The sequence below is a fragment of the Streptomyces sp. PTY087I2 genome (genome assembly GCF_001687325.1).
In the GTDB taxonomy this organism is placed as follows: domain Bacteria; phylum Actinomycetota; class Actinomycetes; order Streptomycetales; family Streptomycetaceae; genus Streptomyces.
The window spans coordinates 1-26,412 of the sequence record NZ_LZRD01000056.1 but is presented as its reverse complement, the minus strand read 5'-3'; the positions used below and the strand labels follow the sequence as shown (position 1 = coordinate 26,412).

Annotated in this window: 22 protein-coding genes and 2 pseudogenes; 15 read left to right on the top strand and 9 right to left on the bottom strand. The window is 69.0% G+C overall.

All coding sequences use genetic code 11. The annotated features are described in order from the left end of the window. A pseudogene (locus A3Q37_RS34070) lies at nucleotides 1-1,368 on the bottom strand (VCBS repeat-containing protein); the annotation flags it as partial. A gap of 562 nt (nucleotides 1,369-1,930) precedes the next feature. Here A3Q37_RS34070 and A3Q37_RS34065 point away from each other — a divergent pair. From A3Q37_RS34065 to A3Q37_RS37020, 4 genes are all read left to right on the top strand, one after another. Further along, on the top strand, nucleotides 1,931-8,152 hold the full coding sequence (locus tag A3Q37_RS34065) for an RHS repeat domain-containing protein (protein ID WP_255312035.1): 6,222 nt from the start codon (nucleotides 1,931-1,933) through the stop codon (nucleotides 8,150-8,152). A gap of 99 nt (nucleotides 8,153-8,251) precedes the next feature. Then, nucleotides 8,252-8,785: a hypothetical protein gene (locus tag A3Q37_RS34060; RefSeq protein WP_065490892.1), complete on the top strand. Its 534-nt coding sequence runs from the start codon at nucleotides 8,252-8,254 to the stop codon at nucleotides 8,783-8,785. Between the two features lie 399 nt (nucleotides 8,786-9,184). Next, the gene (locus A3Q37_RS34055) at nucleotides 9,185-9,466 is read left to right on the top strand and encodes a hypothetical protein (RefSeq protein ID WP_065490890.1); all 282 of its coding nucleotides are present in this window, start codon (nucleotides 9,185-9,187) and stop codon (nucleotides 9,464-9,466) included. 87 nt (nucleotides 9,467-9,553) lie between these two features. After that, nucleotides 9,554-9,805 carry a hypothetical protein gene (locus tag A3Q37_RS37020; protein ID WP_141693641.1) on the top strand — a complete coding sequence of 84 codons (252 nt, stop codon included), beginning with the start codon at nucleotides 9,554-9,556 and terminating at the stop codon, nucleotides 9,803-9,805. 369 nt (nucleotides 9,806-10,174) lie between these two features. Here the strand turns inward: A3Q37_RS37020 and A3Q37_RS34050 are convergent, their stop codons facing one another. Beyond that, nucleotides 10,175-10,408 carry a hypothetical protein gene (locus A3Q37_RS34050; RefSeq protein ID WP_065490896.1) on the bottom strand — a complete coding sequence of 78 codons (234 nt, stop codon included), beginning with the start codon at nucleotides 10,406-10,408 and terminating at the stop codon, nucleotides 10,175-10,177. Nucleotides 10,409-11,309: 901 nt separating this feature from the next. Here A3Q37_RS34050 and A3Q37_RS34045 point away from each other — a divergent pair. From A3Q37_RS34045 to A3Q37_RS34030, 4 genes are all read left to right on the top strand, one after another. After that, a complete protein-coding gene (locus A3Q37_RS34045) occupies nucleotides 11,310-11,582 on the top strand; it encodes a hypothetical protein (protein ID WP_065490888.1) in 273 nt (90 codons plus the stop codon). 113 nt (nucleotides 11,583-11,695) lie between these two features. Continuing rightward, nucleotides 11,696-13,123, top strand: a complete 1,428-nt coding sequence (locus A3Q37_RS34040) for an MFS transporter (protein WP_065490886.1) — start codon at nucleotides 11,696-11,698, stop codon at nucleotides 13,121-13,123. 31 nt (nucleotides 13,124-13,154) lie between these two features. After that, nucleotides 13,155-13,580, top strand: coding sequence for a hypothetical protein (locus tag A3Q37_RS34035; RefSeq protein ID WP_065490885.1), 426 nt, complete (start codon nucleotides 13,155-13,157; stop codon nucleotides 13,578-13,580). Nucleotides 13,581-13,699: 119 nt separating this feature from the next. Further along, nucleotides 13,700-14,407, top strand: coding sequence for a DinB family protein (locus A3Q37_RS34030; RefSeq protein ID WP_065490883.1), 708 nt, complete (start codon nucleotides 13,700-13,702; stop codon nucleotides 14,405-14,407). Nucleotides 14,408-14,417: 10 nt separating this feature from the next. Here A3Q37_RS34030 and A3Q37_RS34025 read toward each other — a convergent pair whose 3' ends face one another. Further along, a complete protein-coding gene (locus A3Q37_RS34025) occupies nucleotides 14,418-15,077 on the bottom strand; it encodes a pirin family protein (protein WP_065490894.1) in 660 nt (219 codons plus the stop codon). Nucleotides 15,078-15,276: 199 nt separating this feature from the next. Between A3Q37_RS34025 and A3Q37_RS34020 the strand changes: the two genes are divergently transcribed. From A3Q37_RS34020 to fabF, 5 genes are all read left to right on the top strand, one after another. Beyond that, nucleotides 15,277-16,476: a CdaR family transcriptional regulator gene (locus A3Q37_RS34020; RefSeq protein ID WP_065490882.1), complete on the top strand. Its 1,200-nt coding sequence runs from the start codon at nucleotides 15,277-15,279 to the stop codon at nucleotides 16,474-16,476. 89 nt (nucleotides 16,477-16,565) lie between these two features. Further along, on the top strand, nucleotides 16,566-17,483 hold the full coding sequence (locus A3Q37_RS34015) for an ACP S-malonyltransferase (protein WP_065490880.1): 918 nt from the start codon (nucleotides 16,566-16,568) through the stop codon (nucleotides 17,481-17,483). Between the two features lie 9 nt (nucleotides 17,484-17,492). After that, complete coding sequence (locus tag A3Q37_RS34010) at nucleotides 17,493-18,524, top strand: ketoacyl-ACP synthase III (RefSeq protein WP_065490878.1); 1,032 nt, start codon at nucleotides 17,493-17,495, stop codon at nucleotides 18,522-18,524. Between the two features lie 63 nt (nucleotides 18,525-18,587). After that, nucleotides 18,588-18,836, top strand: coding sequence for an acyl carrier protein (locus A3Q37_RS34005; protein WP_003969376.1), 249 nt, complete (start codon nucleotides 18,588-18,590; stop codon nucleotides 18,834-18,836). Between the two features lie 76 nt (nucleotides 18,837-18,912). Then, the gene (fabF, locus tag A3Q37_RS34000) at nucleotides 18,913-20,175 is read left to right on the top strand and encodes a beta-ketoacyl-ACP synthase II (protein ID WP_065490876.1); all 1,263 of its coding nucleotides are present in this window, start codon (nucleotides 18,913-18,915) and stop codon (nucleotides 20,173-20,175) included. A 298-nt stretch (nucleotides 20,176-20,473) separates the two neighbouring features. Here the strand turns inward: fabF and A3Q37_RS33995 are convergent, their stop codons facing one another. Beyond that, nucleotides 20,474-20,968, bottom strand: a complete 495-nt coding sequence (locus tag A3Q37_RS33995; protein WP_032761950.1) for a DUF3145 domain-containing protein — start codon at nucleotides 20,966-20,968, stop codon at nucleotides 20,474-20,476. A gap of 400 nt (nucleotides 20,969-21,368) precedes the next feature. Here A3Q37_RS33995 and A3Q37_RS33990 point away from each other — a divergent pair, with 400 nt between their 5' ends. Continuing rightward, nucleotides 21,369-22,271 carry an SGNH/GDSL hydrolase family protein gene (locus A3Q37_RS33990; RefSeq protein ID WP_176711571.1) on the top strand — a complete coding sequence of 301 codons (903 nt, stop codon included), beginning with the start codon at nucleotides 21,369-21,371 and terminating at the stop codon, nucleotides 22,269-22,271. Nucleotides 22,272-22,303: 32 nt separating this feature from the next. On the opposite strand, the gene A3Q37_RS33985 is transcribed toward A3Q37_RS33990, so the two are convergent. The 4 genes from A3Q37_RS33985 to A3Q37_RS33970 form a co-directional block, all read right to left on the bottom strand. Further along, complete coding sequence (locus tag A3Q37_RS33985; RefSeq protein WP_065490869.1) at nucleotides 22,304-22,912, bottom strand: LysE family transporter; 609 nt, start codon at nucleotides 22,910-22,912, stop codon at nucleotides 22,304-22,306. Beyond that, nucleotides 22,909-23,706, bottom strand: coding sequence for an EI24 domain-containing protein (locus A3Q37_RS33980; protein ID WP_065490865.1), 798 nt, complete (start codon nucleotides 23,704-23,706; stop codon nucleotides 22,909-22,911). The genes A3Q37_RS33985 and A3Q37_RS33980 overlap by 4 nt, the downstream gene beginning before the upstream one ends. A 103-nt stretch (nucleotides 23,707-23,809) precedes the next feature. Then, the gene (locus A3Q37_RS33975) at nucleotides 23,810-24,238 is read right to left on the bottom strand and encodes an organic hydroperoxide resistance protein (RefSeq protein ID WP_065490859.1); all 429 of its coding nucleotides are present in this window, start codon (nucleotides 24,236-24,238) and stop codon (nucleotides 23,810-23,812) included. 100 nt (nucleotides 24,239-24,338) lie between these two features. Beyond that, nucleotides 24,339-25,358, bottom strand: a complete 1,020-nt coding sequence (locus A3Q37_RS33970; protein ID WP_065490854.1) for an NADP-dependent oxidoreductase — start codon at nucleotides 25,356-25,358, stop codon at nucleotides 24,339-24,341. Between the two features lie 134 nt (nucleotides 25,359-25,492). Here A3Q37_RS33970 and A3Q37_RS33965 point away from each other — a divergent pair, with 134 nt between their 5' ends. After that, nucleotides 25,493-25,924: a MarR family winged helix-turn-helix transcriptional regulator gene (locus A3Q37_RS33965; RefSeq protein WP_065490852.1), complete on the top strand. Its 432-nt coding sequence runs from the start codon at nucleotides 25,493-25,495 to the stop codon at nucleotides 25,922-25,924. A 17-nt stretch (nucleotides 25,925-25,941) separates the two neighbouring features. Here A3Q37_RS33965 and A3Q37_RS33960 read toward each other — a convergent pair. Beyond that, nucleotides 25,942-26,412: pseudogene (locus tag A3Q37_RS33960) on the bottom strand (hypothetical protein); the annotation flags it as partial.

Sequence of the window (26,412 nt, the reverse complement as noted above, 5' to 3'; positions counted from 1 at the left end):
GCTCGAGGCCGCCAGCGCGAGCGTCAGAGTGTTCCAAGTGCCGGCCTGGGAGTCCTTCGCCGCGCGCGTGGTGTCGAAGGCGAGGTTCCCCGCAGGGCAACTGCTGCTGCTGTATCCCTTGGAGTCATTGACGGTGTCCAGGGTGTAGAGCTTGCCGGGCTGCTTGTTCCACGTGTGGCTGGACTGGAGGTACTGGGTGTGCCACAGCTGAATGCCGCGGTTCTCGCACGACCAGGACCAGGTATTCCTGATCTGGAAGCGGGAGGAACTGATGACCCGGTTCTTGTCCTGGAGGTTCTTGGTGTTCATGCGGAAGTACGAGCGCGCCAGGCCGTTGGTGACGTTCTCGTATCCGGCGCGGGCAGTGGTGGTGCCGCCGTTGAAGCCTGCCCCGTTGAAGAAGGACGAGTTCGGGTGCTTTTTGTACATGATGCCCCAGGAATGCCGTGATCCCTGGACGGCCGGGTCGATGTAGACGGGGTACCGCGTGTTCTCGCCACTCAGCAGGTCCGTGTCCGGGAGGATCGTCAGGCTGTCGTCCGCCACCTTGACCTCCATGGCGGCGTCACGAGCCCCGAATCCGGGCTCGAACGCATCCGTGGCGGGCGGGGACGGCGGGGCGGACGCCCGGCCGGAGGTACGGGCCGCCGACGCCTGGACAGGCGCGTCGCCGCTGTCCCACATACGTGGCGTGGGGGCGGTGAACACTTCCTGCCCGGCGGGGTCCACGGCCCGGACGTTGCCGTGCTCGTCGGCTTCGACCTTCAGCCCCTTCGTCTCCAGGCCGAAGTCGAGCTCGGTCAGCTCGGGGTTCCTCGCAGCCTCGGCGTTCTTGACGACCAGCACCTGGTTGTAGCCGCCATTGTGCGCCTTGAGCTTCAGGTCGACACCGTCCAGAACGCCCGGGTAGGTGGCCGTGTCCGCCTCGACCACGGGCCTGGGCAGCGGCCGGGGCCAGCCGATCGACATCGACCGTCCGTCCCGCACGACCGTGGCGAGCGGTCCGTCACCGCCGCCGGAGAACCGGATGCCGACCTCTGTCGCCCCGGGCGAGAGCGTGCCGTCCTCGTTCTTGACCAGGTCGGTGTCGATGTCCACGAGCTTGTTGTCCTGGCGGACCCACTGCGGCACGGCATAGGCGTCCTCGGTGAACTGACCGTCGGGATTGGCGAAGGTCTGTGAGGTCTCGGTGCGTTGGGACAGTACCTCCACCGGGTGGCCGGAATCCGCCGCCTTGACAAGGGCAGCCGCCTCGTCCGCAGCACGCCCCGTCTCGACCTTCGGAGCTGTCGCACCCTGCTCCTCCGCCTCGGCGGGCAGAGCAGTGACGAGCGGGGCCGCCAGAGCGAGGGCGACGACAGCACCCACCCATCCGGAGCGCCACCGAAAGAACAACCGCCTATCTCTTCGAGATTTACCCATCGACTTACTTTTCATTTTCTCCATAGATCGATCGTGCCATTGGCGTTGCGACTCCCCATGCAACTTGACGGTTTTGCCCCGACTCCGACTGCGTCGCAGCAACCCCACCCCCTGAGAACAGAGGGAGAGTTATCCCTGATGGGAGACGCTCCAGAGTCCGTGATGATCCGACATGTAGCGCTATGGCGACCCTGATCACCGCACACAGATAACGACTCGGACAACAAATAACCCCCACCTCTTCATTTGCGGATCTTGATGTTATCTTTACCATCGCTTTTCTATGTCTTCACTTCACTGAGGGGGATTTGTGTCCGGTTTGCCAGTTTCGGATTTCCGTCGATCCAGACGTGCGACCGGCGCACGAGGCCGGACGATCGCCCTGTTGCTGACGACGTATCTCGTGGCCGGGCTCCTGGGTGGGCCGGTTGCCGCAGCCGCAGAGTTGGAGTTGGGGGATGTGAAGCAACCGCCCCCCGTGCCCGTCTCCAAGGTCATGGGGACCGCTTTGAACAAGCCAGATGAGACGGCGTCGAAGAACGCCCCTTCCGACAAGGCTCGTTGGCCCGACCCCGGCGTCGCCGTGGTCGACCTCTCGGAAGGGACGGACGGACCTCAGGAGGCGGAGGCGGGTTCGCTCCCCGTGACGGTGGACGCTTCCGGGGACACCGAACGGCCGGGACCGGCGGCCGAACAGGTGCAGGTGCAGGTGCAGGTGCTGGACCGGCCGGACGCAGCGGCCGCGGGCATCGACGGTCTGCTTCTCGCCGTTCAGGGCCACGGAGAGGAGCGGGGCCGGGCAAAGGTCGGCGTGGAGCTGGACTACTCCGGCTTCGCTGGAATGTACGGCGGAGACTGGGCCTCCCGGTTGACCCTGCGCAAGGTACCGAACTGCGCCCTGGTCACCCCGGATCGGAAGGACTGCCGGCCGGGCGAGCCGGTCGAGACCGCCAACGACGTCGCGCAGAGGACCTTGTCGGCCGAGATCCCGCTGGATGTCACGGCCGTGAGCGCCGAGCGCTCCGGCCGCCCTGTCCAGGGGGCCGCGACGGCGGCTCGCTCGACGGCGGGTGTGCAAGCGGCTCCCGCTGCGGCGTTGTTCGCGCTGACCGCCGCGCCGTCCGGCGCATCCGGCGACTTCACATCCACCACCCCTTCGGCATCTGCGAGTTGGGAAGCGGGCGGGTCGTCCGGCGGCTTCTCCTGGTCGTACGACATCGATACGCCGGGAGTGCCGGGAGGGCTGGAGCCGAGCCTCGGGCTCTCGTACTCCTCCCGCGCGGTCGACGGGCGCACAGCGGCAACCAACAACCAGGCCAACTGGATCGGGGACGGCTGGTCCATGTCGCCGGGGTCCATCGAGCGGCGCTACACCTCGTGCGAGAGCGACAAGAAGGGCGGCAACAACCCGTCCCACAAGGTGGGCGACCAGTGCTGGAAGAAGGACAACGCGACCCTGTCACTGGGCGGATCGTCCAGTGAACTGGTCAAGGACGACACCTCCGGCGAGTGGCGCAAGAAGTCCGACGACGGCACGCGCATCGCGCAGCTGAAGAGCACCAACCGCGCCAACGGCGACAGCGACGGCGAGTACTGGCGCGTCACCGCCCCCGACGGCACCCGCTACTACTTCGGGTACAACCGACTGCCCGGCTGGGCCGAGGGCAAGCCGGAGACCGACTCCACCTGGACCGTGCCGGTCTTCGGCAACCACTCCGGCGAACCGTGCCACGCGTCCGCTTTCAAGGACTCCTGGTGCCAGCAGGCCTGGCGATGGAACCTGGACTACGTCGTCGACCCGCACAGCAACGCCATGGCCTACTACTGGGCCAAGGAGTCCAACCACTACCAGCGCAATGTCGACGCCGCCTACAAGGGCACTCTGACCCCCTACACCCGTGGCGGACACCTCAAGCGGATCGAGTACGGGCTGCGGTCCGGGACCCTCTACGGCGCCAAGGCCGCCGCCAAGGTCGACTTCACGACGGACGAGCGGTGCCTGAAGACCAGTTCCTTCGACTGTGCGGCCGACAAGTTCACCTCGGCCAACGCCGCCAAGTGGCCCGACGTCCCCTTCGACCAGGTGTGCGGCGCGAGCGACCCTTGCGTAGGCAAGTCCTCGGCGTCGTACTTCACCCGTAAGCGGCTGACCGGCATCACCACGTCCGTGCTGGACGGCGGGGTGTACAAGAAGGCTGACTCCTGGCAGCTGGAACAGACTTTCCCGTCGACCGGGGACGGTACGGCCCCGCCGCTGTGGCTGGCCTCCATAACCCGGACCGGGCACACCTCGGGCACCCCCGTGACCCTGCCGTCGGTCGAGATGTCCGGGCAGCAACTCCCCAACCGGGTCGCGGGAGCCGTCGACACCATCCCGGCGTACAACCGCTATCGCGTCTACGCCATCAAGAACGAGACGGGCAGCACGCTCGGCGTCACCTATTCGACGGCGGAGTGCAAAGCGGGCAGCCTCCCGAACCCTGCGAGCAACACCAAGCGCTGCTACCCGGTGATCTGGTCGCCCCCGGATGCTCCGGCAGCGGGCTACGAGCCGTACCAGGACTGGTTCCACACCTACGTGGTGGACCAGATCCTGGAGTCCGACAACACCGGCGGCGCCCCGGTCAAGCGCAACGACTACACCTACCTCGGAGGCATCGCCTGGGCGAAGGGGGACGACGAGTTCACCGAGGCCAAGCACCGAACCTACGGCCAGTCGAAGGGGTACGGGCATGTCCAGACACGTACCGGCGACCCGGCCGAGGGCAAGCAGACGCTGACCGAGAACCGCTACTTCCGTGGAATCGCCGGGGCTCAGGTCGCTGACGGCGAGGGTGTGAAGGTGGACGACCACGAGGCGTTCGCCGGCATGACCCGGGAGACGGCAACGTACAACGGCTCGGGCGGTGCCCTGCTCTCCGCCACCAGCTCGGTCCCGTGGCGATCGTCCGCCACCGCCTCCCACTCGCGCGACGCGGACGGGCTGCCGACGGTGCACGCATATCAGACCGGTGTGAAGAAGGAAGAGACCCGCACAGCCGTCACCGGGGGCACGTTCCGGCGCACCGCCACCGAGCGCACCTTCGACTCCTACGGTCACGTCCGGACGGAGAGCGAGGCCGGGGACACGGCCAAGAGCGGTGACGAGCAGTGCACCACCGTCTCCTACGCCCGCAACACTGACGCGAACATCCTCACCACGGTCGCCGAGACACGGACCGTGGCGAAGGCATGCGGCACCACACCGCAGCTGCCCGCAGACCTGATCTCCACCGAACGCCACTACTACGACGGCTCCACGACGCTGGGCGCCGCCCCCATCAAGGCGAACGAAACCCGGCGTGACGAGAATGACGGTGCAGGCACCGGCTTCATCACGGTGAACACCGCCGGTTACGACGCCTACGGGCGTCAGACCAGCGCCACCGACGCGTCCGGCGCCGACACCAAGGTCGAGTACACCCCCGGCACCGGCCAGGCCGCGACCAAGACCGTCACCACCAACGCGCTCGGGCACGCCACGACCGTCCACACGGATCCGGTCCGTGGAGTGACCACTTCCACGGTCGACGCCAACGGCAAGCGCAGCGACATCGACTACGACGCGCTCGGCCGGGTGACGAAGCTCTGGGGCCCCGGCCGCTCCAAGGCCGATCATCCGAACACCCCCGCAACGCAGTACTCCTACACCCTTTCCAGGACCCTGCCCAACGTCGTCACCACCAAGGAACTCAACCACCAGGGCGAGTACCTGACGTCGTACACCTTCTACGACGGCCTCCTGCGGCCCCGGCAGACCCAGAGCCCGGCCGTCGGAACCTCCGGAACCGGCCGCGTCGTCACCGAGACCCGGTACGACACCCGCGGGCAGGCCTGGAAGAGCTACGACGCCTACCACGCCACCGGAGCGCCGTCGGCCACCCTGGTGGCCGGCGACGACTCGAAGGTCCCGTCCGCCGTGGAATCGCAATTCGACGGAGCCGGGCGGCCGGTGGCCCAGATCTCGCTGAAATACGGCGACGAGACCAAGCGCACCACCACCATCCACGACGGCGACCGCACAACCGTCATTCCCCCCAAGGGCGGTACGGCCACGACGACCATCGTCGACGCGCTGGGGCAGACGACCGAGAGCCGCTCCTACACCAACAGCGCCCGTACGGAGTTTCGTGCCACGGCGTACCACTACGACCGGCACGGCAAGCTGGCCAAGGTGACCGACCCCGCGGGCACCGCCTGGACCTGGGCGTATGACAGCCGGGGCAGGCAGACGTCGGCGGACGACCCGGACAAGGGCGCCAGCACCACGACCTACGACGATGCAGACCGCCCCAGCACCGTCACGGACGCCCGTGGCATCACCCTCACCACGCTCTACGACAAGCTGGGACGCCCTGAGAAGCTCCAGCAGGGTGCGACGGTCCGGTCCTCCTGGACCTACGACACCGTCGCCAAGGGCCAGCCTGCTTCGGACACGCGCCATGTGGACGGCAAGGCCTACACCACAAAGATCGACGGGTACGACGACCGCTACCAGCCCACCTCCTCGACGACCGTCATTCCCGCCGCCGAGCAGGGCCTGGCCGGTACGTACACCTGGACGTACGGCTACAACCAGTACACCGGCGCCCAGGAATGGCTGAGGCATCCCGCCATCGGGAACCTTCCCGCCGAACGGGTCACCACCAATTTCAACCCCTCGGGCCTCCCGGTCTCCACCACCGCGGGCAGTGTGCCCCTTGTCGGCAACGTCACCTACGACGCCCTGTCACGGCCAGTTCGGACCGAACTCGGCGCCCTGGGACGGAAGGTGTATGACACCCGGGTCATCGACGAGCACACCGGGAGCCTGGTCCGACGCACCCTCGACGGCGATCAGGCCCTCAGGATCGAGGACACCCGCTACTCGTACGACGCCGCGGGGAACACTCTCCGGATCTCCAGTACCTCCGGACAGGGCTCGGCCGCCACGACCGACACCCAGTGCTTCGCCGTCGACGCATTGCGCCGGATGACGGAGGCCTGGACCACCAAGTCCGCGTCGGACGACTGCGCATCAGGTCCCTCGGCAACCACCGTGGGCGGCCCGGACTCCTACTGGCACTCCTACACCTACGACGTGGCGGGCAACCGTGCCAAGGAGGTCCGGCACGCCACGGCTTCCGGCGTCTCCGACGTCACCCGCACATACACACCGGGCAAGGCCGGCGAGGCCAACCCGCACGCTCTGCGCTCGATCACCACGACGGGCGGTCCTGACGACGGCGACCGGGAGAACTTCACGTACGACAAGGTCGGTAACACGGCGTCCCGCAGCGGAGGCACCCGTGGCCAGGGTTTTGTCTGGGACGCAGAGGGCAACCTCGCCGAGATCACGGAGAACGGCAAGTCCACCGCCTACCTCTACGACTCGTCCGGCGACCGCCTCCTGGCCCGCAACGCGGACGCCACAACCACGGCGTACCTGCCAGCCGGAAACCAGCTGACCGTCACCGCGTCCGGCGCGAAGACCGCGACCCGCTACTACGCCCATGGCGGTGAGACGGTGGCCGTGCGCAGCGCGACGGGCATCAGCTTCGTCTTCGCCGACCACCAGGGCACCGGCCTGACGGCCGTCAGCTTCACCGAAGGTCAGGCTGTCACCCGGCGCAAGCAACTCCCCTTCGGGGAGGGCCGCGGCGTCACCGGAACCACCTGGCCCGGCGACCGGGGCTTCGTGGGCGGCACGACCGATCCGACGGGCCTGACCCACCTGGGCGCCCGCGAGTACGACCCGGCTCTGGGCCGCTTCCTTTCCGTGGATCCGCTCATCCTCCCCGGCGACTCGACCCAGCTCAATCCGTACGTCTATGGCAACAACAACGCCGCCACTTTCTCCGACCCGACCGGCGAAGCGTACGAGGAGTGCGTGAGCGGACAGTACAACTGCACCTACGGAAAGGGAGGGACAGGCGACCTGAAGAAGGTCGAATTCGGCAAGAACTACAAAAAGGTGACCAAGTCGGTCGGCGGCACCATCTCCCCCAACTACACGATCCAGCAGAACACCGGCTACAGGCACGTCTACACGAAGGGCAGCGGCGTCACCGCGCCGACGGCGGCCCAGCGTGCAGCTTCCGCCGAGATCGAACGCCAGAATCGAATAGACCGGGAACGCAAGGCGGCCGAGGCGCAGCATAAGCAGAACCAGAAGGACGAGGGGTTCTGGGTCGGTCTCAAGAACTCAGCAGTCGGCCAATGGGTCGGCGACAACTGGGACGGCATCAAAACCGGCCTGACGGTAGTCGCCTTCGGGGCCTGCATCGCTGCCTCCGCGGGAGCATGCATCATCGTGGGCGCGGCCGTTGCCACCACGAAATTCATTGGCGACAGTGCCAAGTCCGGAAATCTAGAGCTTCGGGCATACGCCAAAGATCTCGCCTGGACAGCGGTCGGCGGCGGATCCGCAGCGGCGTTCGCTCGCGCATTCGGAGGGGCCAAGAACTGGCGTCAAGCCTATCGGGAATATCCTTGGAAGACGCACACTGTCATGACGAAGGTCCGGCCGGCTACGAGCACGAAGCACGCAGTGATACGCCCGGAAAAACGACTCAACAAGGGTGTCACGTACGGAAATTTGAGCGTGAACGCTGGCTTCAATGCCGCATTCTGTGGCGCGAACACGGCAAGCCTTGGGTCCTACCCCGGAAACTTGGGCAGGAGTCTCGGACCCTACAGTGGAGTCTGCTAGCTGAACAGCGTGGGGGCTCCGCCGACGCCCCGACCGAGCCCCCACACCTCCGCCGCAGCCGCCTCCCGTTCAGGAACAATGCCCAGCAAAGGGTAAGGAATGAATAAATCGTCGCAGGATTCGATCACCCTTCGCAAGATATCGTTCGTCATGCTGTCCTGGACTATCATGGCTGTAATGATCTTTTGCGCGGCGGCTGCGATCGGCCTGATTCAAAACCCGCTCATCGGGGTCGCCGCATGCTTGGGAACGATCGTGCTGACCCGGCGTATCGGGACGGCGAGGATCGTACTCGGGAAATCCGAACTGAAGGTCGTGAATCCGGTTTTCACCTATCGGGTTCCCTACCGTCTCGTCATGGAAGTCGACACGTCAACGGACGGCACCCTGACCGTGCACACCACCGAGGGCGAGGAAATCCACTCGACGGCATTCGGAGGATCACTCCTGAACCACTTCTTCGGGACATCGGACCGGGCCGTCGCGCGGATCAAAGAGATCGTCCGGCAGCGCAGGGGCCCTCGCAACGGCGAAGAACGCTCACGGCGGACCGTGACCGTTTCGTGGATAGCGGACTTCTGCCTGCTCGGCGCCGTCTGCGTCAGCGTCGCAGCTCTCTTCGCGTCCGGGTGAGGACCGCGGGTTGTCACGGACCGTGACGCCGCCAACAATGGCTTGCACAGAGGCGATTACTGTGCGGACGAGCGCGACCAGCCCGAGGCGCTGGCTGTCGTGGGGCTCTCCATTCCCGTGGCACTCGTGGGGTACGGCCCTGGCCGGGGCCTGGGGGCCGGGTGCCAGCATCAGCCACGAGCGGGCCATCGGCGCGGTGAACTATCGCGGTGAGCCAGTGGGGGCAACGACAGTGTCCGCAGGTGTCGGCACGGGTATTGAGGCAGCGGCCTCACCAGCCATGGAACCAAGATCGGACACATGTTCACCTGGTAGCAGCCGTGGGGCTCGCCGGCCTCGGCGAGCCCCACGGCACTGGCCCCGTACACACTTCCCTGTTGAGTTGAATCGAGCTTCGACATGCTCCAGATCGAACCGAATACCCTCCTGGCCGACGGGGGCACCTCGCCAGCCAGCACTCTTATTTCGATAATATTCTTCTTGACTTTTGGTGGGTTCGGCCTCATTCTGGCGATAAACCCACGCCAGATAGCTGAACGCTTTCTCGATCTGACGCCCAAAATGCTGTTCGGTTTCGCCGAAGGCGTGGAGCCACGTATCGCACGTTTCGTGGGGGCGTGCGCCGCCCTGCTGTCACTCGTGGGAATCATCTTGGAGATTCCTGTGGCCTTGCGCTCTTAATTTGGGCCTTCCGCACACACTGAGGTGGAGGGAAAATTGAGAGTTCACTCATCGAGCAGAGACGATTCGAAGAAAGCAAATCGGGATATGATTACCCTGCACAGTAGATCGTTCGTCGCTCTCTCCCAAATCATCCTGATCGCTATGGCGCTTTTCGTGATCCTTGCAGCCGAAGATGTTTCCTCCGGCGCGGCTGGCGGCCCACTCAGCGGGATAGCCGCGTGCCTGGGGACGATCGTTCTGACCCGACACATCGAAGCCTCCCGGATCGCGCTCGGGAAATCCGAACTGGCGTCGCGAATCCGCTCTTCACCTACTGGATTCCCTATCACCTCGTGATGGAAGTCGACACGTCGCAGGGCGGCACCCTGACCGTGCACACCTTCGAGGGCTAGGAGATCTACGCAACGGCCTTCGGCGGATCACTCCTGGACCACTTCTTCGAGACATCGGACCGGGCCGTCGCGCGGATCAAAGAGATCGTCCGGCAGCGCAGGTGCCCACGCACCGAAGCACAGGCCCGGCGGACTCTCACCGTCTCGTGGATCGCCGACTTCTGCACCCTGGCCACCATCGGCGTCGCCGTCGCGGCTCTCCTGGCGTCCGGCTACCCCCTCCCCCCCCCGCTACCTTCTTCGTGGCTCCGCAATGGGGCCTCCGGCCTTCGGGTCCGGCATGACTTCCCCCCTTGTTGTTCAGACCGCTCGATCAGTCCTCCGGCCGAAGCCGCTGCCGAGCCGCCTTAAGCCGCTGGTCATAGTCAGGCGCGAACAGCTCAGGAAGCGCCTTGTCGAGCGTTCCGGCAATCCGATGGATCGGCGCCCAGACCGCCGGATCGTCGACAACGCGGCTGAGGTCCGTCATCTGGAGCTTCTCCAGCCAGTGCGACAGCACCAGCGCCTCGTCACTCGTGAGCTTGATCGTCACCTGGCCATCACTCATGCACACCCCTACGGCTCGACCCGCCCCTGACCGCACGAACCTACTGGCCTTGGACCTTGACCAAACACATAGGGCCCCCAGCGAGCCGAGGGCCAGGTAACACAGTTGCGATACCTAACTGCGGCCCAATGCCGGAGAGGTGTTAAAGGTAGTGAGATATTTCGGAATCACAATCTTCTTCCTTGGGGTCGCAGGTCTTCTTGTCGCGACCAAAGGAAGGCGCGGCTGGGAAAATTGGGGAACCGCAGGACGATGGTCGGCCGCTGCAAGTGGGCTGGCGATTGCGATTGGCCTGATCATCATGGATCGCACCCCCACCTAACTCATGGACGAGGCCGTCAGCACACCTACACCACGAGCAGGGGGAACGCCCGCCACCCTGAGGAATTGGAGAAATCAGTGAGAACTTCCGGAGGCCCAACGCACGAGACTCTTCTCTGGTGGGTGGCGATCTCGTCCATAGTGAGCTGGTTGTCGCTAGGAGGGGCACTCTTCCTCTACCTCGACTTTCCGTGGCGCGCCGCCGCTGCTGCAGGGATGGCCGCCCCCATCCTCCCGTGGGCGATGGTGATGACACAACACAGGAGACAGCCGACACCGACACCGACACGTCCCAATTCCGCATATGGATGGCTGGAGTTGGAGGCCATGGGCGTTGCACTCCTGGCCGTGTCAATCACCTTGGGTTGGGCATCCTCGAAGGAGGGGGCATTCCTCACTCGCCTGTCTGAGAGTTCCATGGCCTGTGCATTCTTGGTGATCATCTGGGGTTTGGCTGTGGCGTATTCCCGCTGGAGGAAGTCCAGACCGTGACAAGGGAGGGGGGTAGCGCCAATGCCCTCGACCGAACAGACTGCACAGCGAAGACACTCAAACCATTCAACCGGTTGGCGGGCACGCGGTGAACTACGCGGATATTTTCGAACTGGCAGGGCGCGGCCCGACCGAGATGAGCGTCGCGAGTCTCGTGTTTTTCGGAGTCATGTTTCCGATAGGCGTTCTCATAGGGGCCAATATCGCGCATTCCGCAGATCGGCTGTACGAGTTCCTGCTGGTTGTCCTGCCGGGCCCCGTGGACCGGGTGTCGCCGAGGTCGCTCCGCTTCCCCGGCTGGGCCATGGCGCTTCTGTCCTCCATCGGGCTGGTGGTCGAAATCCGGACGGGATTGCAGTGAGGGCCGCCCGTAAAGCAGTTGCCCGGGGTCGGGCCGTGACATAGCTTCTCGGTCGGCTCCGGGGTGGTCCAGACCAAGCCTCGGGGTGTCGAGCTACGTCAACGAGGCATCGATTGACCACGGAACAGGCCGTCCACCCCTCGCCGGGCGACACCGGCGACCCCCTGCCGGGCATCTTCTCCCGGTCCTACGCGGCGGTCACGCTGACGTTCGCCACGGTGATGTTCCTGACCGGGTTCGCCGCGCTGGCCGTCGTGCCGACGCTGCCGACGGCCGCCGAGGATCTTGACGGCGTCGCGCTCTTCCCCCTGGTGGCGAGCTGTTTCGTGGCTGCCAGTCTGCTCGGCGGGGTGCTGGGCGGGCACTGGGCCGACCGCTCGGGCGCCCGGCGGCCGCTGGCGCTCGGCATGGTCCTCTCCGTGGTGACGCTGCTGGTGTCGGCGTCCAGCCTGTCCGTCTGGCAGTTGGTGGTCGGGCGGTTCGTCGACGGTCTCGCGGCCGGGATGGTCGCCGTGTCCGTGACGACCGCCATCGGGCAGTCGTACCCCGAATATCTGCGGCCCAGGATGCTCGCGATGATGAGCGCGAGCTGGATCATCCCGTCGCTCGTCGGGCCGCCGATCGCTGGCGTCGTCGCCGAGACCTGGTCCTGGCGCGTGGTGTTCTACGGTCTGGCCGCGCTGACGGCGCTGCCCGCGATCGCCCTGGTGGCGGTGTTGCGCCGGGCCCCGGCGGGCGACGGGACGGGCGGGGCGGCCTCGCCCGATGGCCTTCCGCCCGCCGAGGAACGTGCCTCCCGGCCACCGCTGTTGGTCGCGGCGATGCTCAGCCTGGGCGCGGCCCTCGGCCAGTACGGCGTGTCCGGGTGGGACGTGCGCCATCTGCTGTTCGTCGCCGCCGGTGTCGCGCTCCTCGTGGTCTTCGCGCCCCGGCTGCTGCCGGCCGGCACCTGGCGCTCCGCCCGCGGGCTGCCCACCACGGTGCTGCTGCGCGGGCTGACGTCGGGTACGTACTTCACCGTCGAGGCACTGGTTCCGCTGATGCTGATCACGGAGCGGCGGGTGGCCGCGGTGACGGTCGGCGTGGCGTTCACGGCCTCCGCGGTGCTGTGGGCGGGCGCGTCGTGGGTGCAGGGGAAGCTGCTCCAGGACGTCGCCCGGCACCGGCTCGTCACGGTCGGCGCGCTGATCATGGCGGCGTCCGTGGCCTTCGCCGTCGCGGGCAGCTTCGCCGGGGCGTCCCCGCTCCTCGCGATGGTGGCCATGCCGCTCGCGGCGATCGGGATGGGCATGCTCGACCCCTGCGTCACGGTGCTCTCGCTCTCCCACAGTTCGCCGGACCGGCTGGGCCACACCACCAGCGCCATGCAGACCAACATGAACCTCGGCCAGGTCGTCGTCCTCACGTTCGCCACCGCCGTGCTCAACGCCGGTCTGGCGGCCGGGGCGAGCCGGCTCGGCGGTTACGCGATCGCCTTCTCGCTCCTGCTCGTACCGACCCTGCTGGTCGCCGTCCTGGCCGTCCGCGCCCGGAAGGACTGAGCCACGGGGTGCGCTGCTAGATTCGTCCGCCATGCGATCACGAGATTACGACCTCGAATTCCGGGAACGGGCCGCCCGCATACGTACCTGGGGCGTCGGCCTGTTGATCCTGGCGGGCCTGCTCTGGAGCTGGTGCGCCATTCTGCTGATGACCGAGTACGAGGTCGAGACACGCGGCGGCAGCACGAGGGAGTGCGCTGCGCGGCTCTTCACGGAGGGCGGCACCGCCAACGACGGTGTGTGGGCCGGGGATTACTGCGCGGCCGAGCGCGACTGGCCCGAGGCGCTGGCCGTCCTCGGGCTGTCCATCCCCGTGGCGCTCGTGGGAACCGCCCTCGTCACGACCGGCAGCGTGAGCCGGCGGATGAGCGCGCACGCTCAGGCGATGCGTGAGCTGGACCGGCTGACGGAGCGGCGTGAGAAGGAGGCCGAGCAGGCCGAGCAGGCCACGGGGTGAGCGGATGCCCCGGTGACCCTCCGGGAATTCGGTCGCGGCCCGCCGGGTGAGCCGTTAGCTTCCCTCCGGGCGCCGGGTCTGCCCGGGGTTCTACGACGAGGGAGACGAGGGAGCTGCGTATGAGCGGCCAGGGGCAGCGGACCGACCGACTGAGCGTTCTGATCGAGCAGTTCGACCAGGCGCGGGAGATGGCCGAGGTCCGGCTGCGGGGGCTCGGGGACGAGGAGTACCTCTGGGAGCCCGCACCCGGCAGCTGGTCGATCCGGCGCCGGGAGGAGGCGACGACCCCCCGGGCGTACGGTCCCGGCGCCTGGGTCATCGACAAGGGGGCCCCGGAGATCCCGGCGAACGAGTACGCGGAGGTCGCGCGGCAGGTGGCGGACGGGATGTCCGTCGCGAAGATCGCCGAGGACTGGAGCGTGAGCGTCGAACGGGTCGAGGAGGTCCTCGCGTTCACCGGTGAGCCGGAGCCCGACGTCGTACCCATCACGACCATCGCGTGGCGGCTCGGGCATCTGCACTCCGACTTCGCGGGCCGCTGGGAGTGGACCTTCGGCGAGCGGCGGCAGGACCCGCATCTGCTGGTCGACTTCACCCCGTCCGCCTCGCTCGCGCTGGAGCGGTTCTGGGCGACCCTCGACCGCCACCGCGCGAGCATCGGCGCGCTCACCGAGGAGCAGCTCGACACGGTCGGCCTCTCGCAGTACCCGTACGGCTCCGACCCGGACGACGCGTACATCGGCACGCTCGCCAACGGCAATCTGGAGCTCATCCACCACATGGCCGAGATCGCGCTGCTGCGCGACCTGTGGCGGGCCCGCCGGTAGCGGCAAGGTCTCAGCCCGCCAGCTCCCACACCAGCAGCTCCGCCGGGCCCGCCACCGCGACCGCCGCCAGGCCCCGGGCGTCGGTGATCCGGGCGGCGTCACCGGGGCCCAGCTCCTCGCCGCCGAGGCCGACGCGGCCCCGCACCACGTGCACGTACAGGCGCACCGCGTCCGGGACCGCCGTGCGTTCGTCCTCGGTCAGGCGGCGGACGTGGAGCATCGCGCCCGCGCCGGGCAGGGCGTACGGGGTGGAGTCGGCGATGCCGGGCACCACCGTGTACGAGGGTTCGCCGCCCGGCTCCAGGGGGGCCAGCCACATCTGGAGGAAGGTCAACGGGTCGGTGCCGTCGTTGCGTTCGACGTGGCGGACCCCGGAGGCGGCGCTCAGGTGGGCCACGTCCCCGGCGCGGACGACGGTGGAGTGGCCGGCCGAATCGCGGTGGGTCAGCTCGCCCTCGACGACCCAGGTGACGATCTCCGTATGGCTGTGCGGGTGCTCCTCGAACCCGGCGCCGGGCGCGAGGCGTTCCTCGTTGCAGGCCAGGATCGGGCCGAAGCGGAGGTTGTCCGGGTCGTAGAAGGGGCCGAAGGAGAGGGCGTGCCGGGTGTCGATCCCGGCGGCCTCGTCCCCGCCCCGGTAGCGGTCCTCGGACCGGTGCACGGATATCACCCGGCCCACGGTAGCCCGAGAGTCCCCGCCCGGGGTTCCGCTGACCGCCGGGACGGCCCGGCACGGCGAGGGCGGGGCGTCCGTACGGCCCGGCACGGCGAGGGCGCGGGCTTGCGGCCGACGTTCCGTTACCCGCCGGTACCGGGCAGCGTCGCCCCGCCCCACCGATCCACCGGCCCGATAAGGCAGTCTTGTCCTCGTGCCCCGACCCGATCCTGAGCAGCCCGCCGCCCACGACGCCCACCTGCATGCCGCGACCCTGAAACGGCTGGAGCAGTCCTCCGGCCGGCTGGCCGCGAACGCGATTGCCCGCATGGACGAATCGCTGCCGTGGTACCGGGCGATGCCGCCGGAGAACCGGTCCTGGATCGGCCTGGTCGCCCAGGCCGGTATCGCCGCGTTCACCGAGTGGTTCCGGCATCCCGAGACCCCGCAGGCGATCTCGACCGATGTGTTCGGCACCGCCCCGCGCGAACTGACCCGGGCCATCACCCTGCGGCAGACCGTGGAGATGGTGCGTACCACGATCGAGGTCATGGAGGCCGCGATCGAGGAGGTGGCCGCCCCCGGCGACGAGTCGCTGCTGCGGGAGGCGCTGCTCGTCTACGCGCGCGAGATCGCCTTCGCCACCGCCCAGGTCTACGCCCAGGCCGCCGAGGCCCGGGGCGCCTGGGACGCCCGGCTGGAGTCGCTGGTGGTGAACGCCGTGCTCTCCGGCGAGGCCGACGAGGGCGCCGTCTCCCGGGCCGCCGCGCTCGGCTGGAACTCCCCCGAGCACGTGTGCGTCGTCCTCGGCACCGCGCCCGACGGGGACAGCGAGCTGACCGTGGAGGCGATCCGCCGCGCCGCCCGGCACGCCAAGCTCCAGGTCCTCACCGGGGTGCTGGGCAACCGGCTCGTCGTCATCGCGGGCGGCAGCGACAATCCGCTCCAGGTCGCTAAGGGCCTGATCGGGCCGTACGCGGCCGGGCCGGTCGTCGCCGGGCCCGTCGTGCCCGACCTGCTGGCCGCGACCCGGTCCGCGCAGGCCGCGGCGGCCGGGCTGAAGGCGTGCTCGGCGTGGCAGGACGCGCCGCGCCCGGTGCTGGCGGACGATCTCCTGCCGGAGCGCGCGATGGCCGGAGACCCGGCCGCGCGGGATCAGTTGGTGGAGGAGATCTACAGACCGCTGGAGGAGGCCGGTTCGGCTCTTCTGGAAACGCTGAGTGTCTATCTGGAGCAGGCGAGCAGTCTGGAAGGCGCCGCCCGGATGCTCTTCGTCCACCCCAACACCGTGCGCTACCGGCTGCGACGTGTGACCGACGTCACCGGATGGTCACCCTCCGATGTGCGCTCCGCGTTCACGCTGAGGATCGCCCTGATCCTGGGGCGCTTGGCGGCAGCGGACCCTCAGTCCTAGACTTTTGTTGGACTTCAACAATTCCCCCAACGGTTCTTCGTCCCTGTCCCCACGGGCGTGCGGAGCCGTCCACAAGAGAGAGTGTGAGGGTGCTCGTACTCGTCGCTCCCGGCCAAGGCGCTCAGACGCCCGGCTTCCTGACTCCCTGGCTCGACCTCCCCGGTGCCGCCGACCGCATCGCGGCCTGGTCCGACGCCATCGGGCTCGACCTTGCCCACTTCGGCACGAAGGCCGACGCGGACGAGATCCGCGACACGGCCGTGGCCCAGCCGCTCCTGGTGGCCGCCGGTCTGCTCTCGGCGACCGCTCTGGACGCCGCCGCCCCCGACGTCGTCGCGGGCCACAGCGTCGGTGAGATCACCGCCGCCGCGCTCGCCGGTGTCATCGAGGACGAGGCCGCCCTGCGCTTCGTCCGGACCCGCGGGCTCGGCATGGCCGAGGCCGCGGCGGTCACCGAGACCGGGATGGCGGCCCTCCTCGGCGGTGACCCCGCCGTGTCGGTGCCGCACCTGGAGAAGCTCGGGCTGACCCCGGCCAACATCAACGGCAGCGGCCAGATCGTCGCCGCTGGCACCGCCGCCCAGATCGCCGCCCTGGAGGCCGACCCGCCCGAGGGTGTGCGCCGGGTCGTCGTGCTGAAGGTGGCCGGCGCGTTCCACACGCACCACATGGCCCCGGCCGTGGAGAAGCTGCGCGCGGCGGTCGGCGACCTCACCGTCTCCGACCCGACCGTGCGCTACGTTTCCAACGCCGACGGCCACACCGTGGCCACCGGCACCGAGGTCGTCGCCCGGCTGGTCGGGCAGGTCGCCAACCCGGTCCGCTGGGACCTGTGCATGGAGACCTTCCAGTCCCTGGGGGTCACCGCACTCGTCGAGCTGAGCCCCGGCGGCACCCTGACCGGGCTCGCCAAGCGCGCGCTGCCCGGCGTGAAGACGCTCGCGCTGAAGACCCCCGACGACCTCGACGCGGCCCGCGCGCTCATCTCCGAGCACGCAGGCGTCTAAGGAGCGAGCATGTCGAAGATCAAGCCCAGCAAGGGCGCCCCGTACGCACGGATCCTCGGGGTCGGCGGCTACCGCCCGACCCGGGTCGTGCCGAACGAGGTGATCCTCGAGACGATCGACTCGTCCGACGAGTGGATCCGCTCCCGCTCCGGCATCGTCACCCGCCACTGGGCCTCCGAGGAGGAGACCGTGGCCGCGATGTCGATCGAGGCGTCCGGCAAGGCCATCGCCGACGCGGGCATCGACCCCGAGCAGATCGGCGCGGTCGTCGTCTCGACCGTCTCGCACTTCAAGCAGACCCCGGCCGTCGCCACCGAGATCGCGCACCGGATCGGCGCGGGCAAGCCCGCCGCCTTCGACATCTCGGCCGGCTGCGCGGGCTTCGGCTACGGCCTCACGCTCGCCAAGGGCATGGTCGTCGAGGGCTCGGCGGAGTACGTCCTCGTGATCGGCGTGGAGCGGCTCAGCGACCTGACCGACCTGGAGGACCGCGCGACGGCCTTCCTGTTCGGCGACGGCGCGGGCGCGGTCGTCGTCGGCCCCTCCCAGGAGCCGGCCATCGGCCCGACCGTGTGGGGCTCCGAGGGCGACAAGTCCGAGACCATCAAGCAGACGGTCGGCTGGAACGAGTTCCGCCTCGGCGATGTCTCGCAGCTGCCGCTCGACTCGAAGGGCGAGGTCAAGTTCCCCGCCATCACGCAGGAGGGCCAGGCGGTCTTCCGCTGGGCCGTCTTCGAGATGGCGAAGGTCGCCCAGCAGGCGCTGGACGCGGCCGGGATCGCCCCGGAGGACCTGGACGTCTTCATTCCGCACCAGGCCAACATGCGGATCATCGATTCGATGGTGAAGACCCTGAAGCTGCCGGAGCACGTCACGGTCGCCCGTGACATCGAGTCCACCGGCAACACGTCCGCCGCCTCGATTCCGCTCGCCATGGAGCGGCTCCTGGCGACCGGTCAGGCGAAGAGCGGCGACACCGCGCTCGTCATCGGCTTCGGGGCGGGTCTCGTCTACGCCGCGACGGTCGTTACCCTCCCCTAGGCACACCGGACCTTTGGGTCCGTATGCACGAACACTGAAGAAACCCACCGAAGGAGCGCCAAGATGGCCGCCACGCAGGAAGAGATCGTCAAGGGTCTCGCCGAGATCGTCAACGAGATCGCCGGTATCCCGGAGGAGGACGTCCAGCTGGACAAGTCCTTCACCGACGACCTCGACGTCGACTCGCTGTCCATGGTCGAGGTCGTCGTCGCCGCCGAGGAGCGCTTCGACGTGAAGATCCCCGACGAGGACGTCAAGAACCTCAAGACGGTCGGCGACGCTGCCGACTACATCCTGAAGCACCAGGGCTGATCCCAGCCCGGCTGTGTCGCCACCCGGCGGTGGCGCCGCTGATTCACGACCCTCTACACGTGGAGAAGATTTTCCAGTGAACTCGACCAATCGCACCGTGGTCGTCACCGGTATCGGCGCAACCACTCCGCTGGGTGGCGACTCCGCATCGACCTGGGAAGGTCTGATGGCCGGCCGGTCCGGCGTCAAGCCCCTCGAAGGCGAGCGCTTCGCCGACCTGCCCGTCCGGATCGCCGCCCTCGCGGCCGTCGACCCGGGCGACGTCCTTCCCCGCCCGCTGGCCCGCAAGCTGGACCGTTCGGCGCAGTTCGCGCTGATCGCGGCCCGCGAAGCGTGGGCGGACGCGGGCTTCACCGCCAAGGCCGGCGAGGACGAGGCCATCGCGCCCGAGCGCCTCGGCTCGGTCATCGCCTCCGGCATCGGCGGCGTGATCACCCTGCTCGACCAGTACGACGTGCTGAAGGAGAAGGGCGTACGCCGCGTCTCCCCGCACACCGTGCCCATGCTCATGCCCAACGGCCCGGCGGCCAACGTCGGCCTGGAGGTCAACGCCCAGGCCGGTGTCCACACGCCCGTCTCCGCCTGCGCGTCCGGCGCAGAGGCCATCGGGTACGCCGTCGAGATGATCCGTACCGGCCGTGCCGACGTGGTCGTCGCCGGTGGCACCGAGGCGGCGATCCACCCGCTGCCGATCGCCGCGTTCGCCAACATGATGGCGATGTCCAAGAACAACGACGAGCCCGAGAAGGCCTCGCGTCCGTACGACACCGGCCGGGACGGCTTCGTCCTCGGCGAGGGTGCGGGCGTCGTCATCCTGGAGTCCGCCGAGCACGCCGCCAAGCGCGGTGCGAAGGTCTACTGCGAGGTGCTGGGCCAGGGTCTGTCGGCCGACGCCCACCACATCGCGCAGCCCGAGCCCACCGGGCGGGGCATCGCCGCCGCGATGCAGAACCTGCTGGACTCCAGCGACCTCAAGCCGTCCGAGGTGGTCCACCTCAACGCGCACGCCACGTCGACGCCGCAGGGTGACATCGCGGAGGTCAAGGCGCTGCGGAAGGTGCTGGGCGACGACCTGGACCATGTCGCGATCTCCGCGACGAAGTCGATGACGGGTCATCTGCTGGGTGGCGCGGGCGGTATCGAGACGGTGGCCACCGTTCTCGCGCTGCACCACCGCATGGCCCCGCCGACCATCAACGTCGACGACCTCGACGAGGCGATCGAGGCGGACATCGTGCGCGGTGAGCCCCGGGCGCTGCCCGAGGGGCCGATCGCGGCGATCAACAACTCGTTCGGGTTCGGTGGGCACAACGTGGTGCTGGCGTTCCGGTCCGTGTGACCTTGCCTTTACGGGTGAAGCCCGCTTCCCGGTTCTCGGGAGGCGGGCTTCCTTGTTTTCGGGGCTCTGCCCCGGACCCCGCTCCTCAATCGCCGGAGGGGCTTGAAATACGCCCCGGTCACCGCGAGGCCAGGAGCACCGGAGGGGCGTGAAATGCTCGCCGGTCACCGCGAGGCCAGGAGCACTGGACGGGCGTGAAATGCTCGCCGGTCACCGCGAGGCCAGGAGCACTGGACGGGCGTGAAATGCTCGCCGGTCACCGCGGGATCAGGAAGCACCGGCAGGGCTTGAAATGCGGCTAGACGACCTGGTGCAGCCAGCGGACCGGGGCGCCCTCGCCCGCGTGGCGGAAGGACTCCAGTTCGTCGTCCCACGGCTTGCCGAGCAGGGAGGCGATCTCGGCCTCCAGATCGCTCTCGCCGCGCACCGAGCGCGCCAGCGCGGCCCGCAGCCGGTCCTCGGGGACCAGGATGTCGCCGTGCATGCCGGTGACGGCGTGGAAGATGCCGAGGCCGGGGGTGGAGCTGTAGCGCTCGCCCTCGGCGGTGGGACACGGCTCGGCGGTCACCTCGAAGCGCAGCAGATCCCAGCCACGCAGGGCGGAGGCGAGCTGCGAGGCGGTACCGGCGCGGCCCTTCCAGGAGAATTCGGACCGCCAGGTGCCGGGCGCCGCCGGCTGTCTGATCCAGTCCAGCTGGACCCGCACACCGAGGACGCCCGCCACTGCCCACTCGACATGTGGGCACAGCGCGCGCGGTGCGGAGTGAACGTACAGGACTCCACGTGTCGTCACCGGAACCTCCCGTGTGGGACGAGGTACGCCTTCCCCAGCGGCCTCGCGTCCGTACCGCCTCTTTCCGGCCAGAGCCCGAGGTTGTCATCAGTAAACAGCATCGGGAGTTAATCTCCTGAAAAGGGACAGTATGTGACGTGACGTAATGTACCGGAGCCGTCCGTGTGTGCGCGGGCGGGCGGAACGCCACTGGTTCGACGGGGAAAAGCTACCGTGCGCCGGGGCCGTCCGTGTGACGTACCGTCGGTCTCAGGCCCCTGATTCGCCGGGTTTCACCCGGCAGGGCGCGCACGGCCCCGACCTGGGGATCATGTGCTTGCCGGGGGCATGTCCAGAGGCATACGCCACAGGTTGACCGGAGGGGATCCGACCGATGCCGGAGCGTGCGACACGCCCACGGATGCGTACCGCTGCCGCCGCGCTGACGGCGCTCTCGTTTCTCGGCGTCGCCGCGCTGGCCGGATGCTCCGGCGGGGGCCCGGAGGGCGGCGTGTCGCAAAACGCGCCGGCCGCCTCGCGCAGTGCCTCGCCGTCCCCCTCCCCCACCCCGGACTGGAACACCGAGCCCCGGTCGATCGCGGCGGTCGGGGACTCGATCACCCGGGGCTTCGACGCGTGCTCGGTGCTGGCCGACTGCCCCGAGGTGTCGTGGGCGACCGGCACGGACGATACGGTGCGCAGTCTCGCGGTCCGGCTGCTCGGCCCGTCGAAGGCGGCGGACCGCAGCTGGAACCACGCGGTGTCGGGGTCGCGGATGGTGCAGCTGCCCGAGCAGATGAAGCGGGCGGCGAAGAAGCGGCCGGAGCTGGTGACGGTGATGACGGGCGCGAACGACGCGTGCCGGGACTCGGTGCGGCTGATGACGCCGGTGGCGGACTTCCGGGCGTCGTTCGAGGCGTCGATGCGCCAGCTGCGGGCCGGGGCGCCGAAGGCGCAGGTATACGTCTCCAGCGTGCCGGATCTGAAGCGGCTCTGGTCGACGGGGCGGGCGAACGAGCTGGGCAAGAGGATCTGGCAGCTCGGGATCTGTCAGTCGATGCTGGCCGACGCCGACGACCTCGGGCCCGCCGCCGTCGCCCGGCGGGACGCGGTGCAGGACCGGGTCAGGGCGTACAACGACGTGCTGCGGGACGTGTGCGCGAAGGATCGTCACTGCCGTTACGACGGCGGGGCTGTGTTCGACTTCCGGTTCACCGGGGCGCAGCTCAGCCCGTGGGACTGGTTCCACCCGAGCCGCGACGGCCAGGCCCGGCTGGCGGAGATCGCCTACCGCAATGTGACGGCGGCCGAGCCTCCGGCGTAACCGATGACCGTCACCAGCGGCACGCGCTCGGTTCAGCGGGCCAGGCCCAGGGTGACGCCCAGGCCGACCAGGACCGAGCCGATCGAGCGGTTCAGGGCCTTCTGGCGGCGCAGCATCGCGCCGCGCAGCCGGGAGTGCGAGAAGAACAGCGCGACGAGGGCGAACCAGCCGAGGTGTGCGGCGGACATGAAGAGTCCGTAGCCCGCCTGCTGCCACAGCGCCGTGCCGGGGCCGACGACCTGGGTGAACGTCGCGACGACGAACAGGGTCGTCTTCGGGTTGAGGGCGTTGGTCAGGAAGCCGCTGCGCAGCGCCCCGAACGGGGTGAGCCCGGGCCGGTCCGACAGGTCGACGTCGAGGTCGGCGCGGGCCAGGAAGGTGCGCACCCCGATGTAGATCAGGTAGGCGGCGCCCGCCAGCTTGACCGCGGTGAACAGGGCGGTGGACGAGGCGATGAGTAGTCCTACGCCGAGCATCGTGTACGTGACGTGGACCAGGACGCCCGCGGCGACCCCGGTGGCCGCGAGGACGCCGGTGGTGCGCCCGTACAGATAGCTGTTGCGGACGACCATGGCGAAGTCGGCACCCGGGGAGACGACCGCGAGGACGGTGATGGCGGCGACGGCCAGCAGCTCGGTCACGCGGTCCGCTCCTTCGGGGCGGCGGCCCCGCCGGGGCCGGTGGCGGGGAAGCCCCTGGCCGGGTCGACCAGGTCGCGGGCGAGGAGGGTGGCCCCGGCGACCGCTCCCGGCATCAGGAACACGGCGACGAGCGGGACCAGGAACGAGAGGGCCAGCGGGACGCCGAAGCCCAGCACCAGCGGCAGCCGGCCGCGCAGCAGCCCGAGCCGCTTCTTCAGGGGCAGCCCGCGCCGCTGGAGGGCCACGCCGGTCAGCTCCTGCGCCAGAAAGTAGCCGGAGACGCAGAAGCCGAGGGCCGGGACGACCGTCTGGCCGACGACGGGGATGAAGCCGCAGGCGAAGAGGGCGATCCCGAAGAGCGCGACGCGCAGCAGGATGCGGACCGAGTCGCGGGCGGAGATCAGCAGTTCGCGCCAGAGCGGCAGCCCCGACTCGGGGACCTCGCCGCCCTCGCTGCGCTCGACCTCCTCCGAGAGCGAGTCGTAGAACGGCTGGCCGACCAGGAGGGTGACGGCAGTGAAGGTGATGACGGCGAGGAAGAGGCCGAGGACGAAGACCAGGGCGGTCAGGGTGTTACGGAGCAGGCCGAGCCAGGGCGAGGACCAGTCGTCCGCGAACGGGGTGGCCCAGGCGACGAAGTCGTCGGCGCCGTAACCGAGTCCGATCAGCGCTCCGGCGTAGACGACGAGGGTGATGAGTCCGGGCAGCAGTCCGAAGCCGAACCACCGTCCGTGCCGGAGAACCCAGCGTTGCCCCTTCACCAAGTAGCCGAATCCTGCGCCGAGATCGCTCATGGGCGTCAGCGTACTGGCGTGCGGAAACGGCGAGGACCGCACCCCGGGGTGGGGTGCGGTCCTCGCGCGGGGCCTTAGGGGGTGTCTTGTCGATCAGGCCGGATCAGGCGACCGAGAGCTCGACCTTGATGTTGCCGCGGGTGGCGTTCGAGTACGGGCAGACCTGGTGGGCCTTCTCGATGAGCGCCTGTGCGGTGGCGGCGTCGACGTTCGGGATGGAGGCGCTGATCGCGACCTCCAGGCCGAAGCCGCCGGCCTCGGTCTTGCCGATGGAGACCGCGGCGGTCACGGTCGAGCCGGAGATGTCGGCCTTCTCCTGGCGGGCGACGACGCCCAGCGCGCCCTGGAAGCAGGCGCTGTAGCCCGCCGCGAAGAGCTGCTCGGGGTTGGTGCCCGCACCGCTGCCGCCCAGGGCCTTCGGCGGGTTCACGACGACGTCGAGCTGACCGTCGTCGGAGGAGACCCGGCCGTCGCGGCCGTTCTCGGCGGTGGCGACGGCGGTGTAGGCGACGTCGATCTTCTGGATGGTCATGGTGTGACGATTCCTCCGGTTGGTGCGCCGCGACTCGCGCCCACGATCGCGACGGCCTGCGGACGAGCCTAACGCGTGGCCGGTGGAGGGAGGCGCCGGGTCAGACCAGGGAGACGATCATCTTGCCGGTGTTCTCGCCGCGCAGCAGGCCCACGAAGGCGTCGTAACCCTTCTCGATGCCCTCGACCTCGGTCTCCTGGAACTTCAGCTCGCCCGAGGCCAGCCAGCCGGCGACCTCCTGGACGAACTGCGCCTGGAGGTCGGAGTGGTCGCTCACGAGGATGCCCTGGAGGCGCAGCCGCTTGCCGATGATCATCGCCATGTTGTTCGGGCCGGGGGTCGGCTCGGTGGCGTTGTACTGGGCGATCATGCCGCAGATGGTGGCGCGACCGTGCACGTTGAGCGAGGAGATCGCGGCTTCGAGGTGCTCGCCGCCGACGTTGTCGAAGTAGACGTCGATGCCGTCGGGGGCGGCGGCCCTGAGCTGGTCGCGGACGGGCCCGTTCTTGTAGTTGAACGCGGCGTCGAAACCGTACTCCTCGACGAGGAGCTTGACCTTCTCGTCGGAGCCCGCGGAGCCGATGACCCGGGAAGCGCCCTTGAGCTTCGCCATCTGGCCGACCTGGCTGCCGACGGCCCCGGCCGCGCCGGAGACGAAGACCGCGTCGCCCTCCTTGAAGGAGGCGACCTCGAACAGGCCCGCGTAGGCGGTGAGTCCGGGCATGCCCAGCACGCCGAGGTAGGCGGAGAGCGGGGCGACGTCGGGGTCGACCTTCACCGCGTGCTTGGCGGGCAGGTCGGCGATCTCGCGCCAGCCGAGGCCGTGCAGGACGTGGTCGCCGACGGCGAAGCCCTCGGCGTTCGAGGCGATGACCTCGCCGACCGCGCCGCCGTCCATGGGGTGGTCGAGCTTGAAGGGCGGGGTGTAGGACTTCACGTCGTTCATCCGGCCGCGCATGTACGGGTCGACCGAGAAGTGCTTGTTACGGACGAGGATGCGGCCCTCGGCCGGAGCGGCCACCGCGGCCTCACGCAGCGCGAAGTCCTCGGCCTTGGGCCAGCCGTGCGGGCGGGCGACGAGGTGCCATTCGCGGCTGGACGCGGGAAGTGCTGAAGACATGGGCTCGGGTTCTCCTCAATGTCCTACGGGGGGGGGCGGGCCTCCGCGCCGTACGGCACGAAAAGCTTCATGACATGAAACAACCATGCTCCTGAATATTTCATGTTGTCAAGTAAATCGGTACGCTGTCGTCCATGGCCACTCGTCCAGACACCCTGACCCTTGAGGTCGTCGAGCTCATCGGTGCCGTCGTGGCGCGCTACCACGAGGAGTACGACCGGGCCGCCGCCGAGCACTCCCTCACCGGCGCACAGGCGCGGGTGCTCGGGCTGCTCTCGCTGGAGCCCCTGCCGATGCGGAAGATTGCCGTCCGGCTGAAGTGCGAGCCGTCGAACGTCACCGGGATCGTCGACCGGCTGGAGACCCGGGGGCTGGTCGAGCGCCGGCCCGATCCGGCCGACCGGCGGGTGAAGCTGGCCGCCGCGACGGAGCAGGGCCGGCACACGGCCCGTGAGCTGCGGGACGCGCTGGACTTCGCCCGGGAGCCGCTGGCCGGGCTCTCCGAGGCCGAGCGCACGGTGCTGCGGGATCTGCTGCGCCGGATGCTGGGCGGGGAGACCCCGTAGGCGTCGCGCGGAGGGTCTTACACGCACCACCAGAGGAAGCGGGTGCAGGTCGGGGACGGGGTCGGGTCGGGCGTCGGCTCCGCCGGGGCCGGCGGCGGGGGTGCGGGCGCGGTCGTCGGCTCCTGCGGGCCGCCCGGGCCCGGCGGGTCGGCGGGCGGGCTGTCCGGGGCGTCGGACGGGTCCGCCTCGTCGGGGTCCGGGGAGGCGGTGGGCTCCTCCGGGGCGTCCGGGGCCTCCGGGGCGGAGGCGTCGGGGCTCGGCGACCCGGACGGGCCCGGGCTCCCGCTGCGGGCGTCCACCGGTTTCGCGTCCGTGCCGGGGCCCGTGGTCGCCCCGGCCCGCGTGCCGACCGGGCCGGGATCGCGGGGCGCGTCGGCGGAGGTCTCCGCGGGCGCGGGCTCGTCCGGGTCGCGGGGCGCGTCGCTGACGAAGTCGGCCGCGGTGTCGTCCCGCCCGGGCTCCAGGGCCAGTTCCGCCAGGCTCAGGGC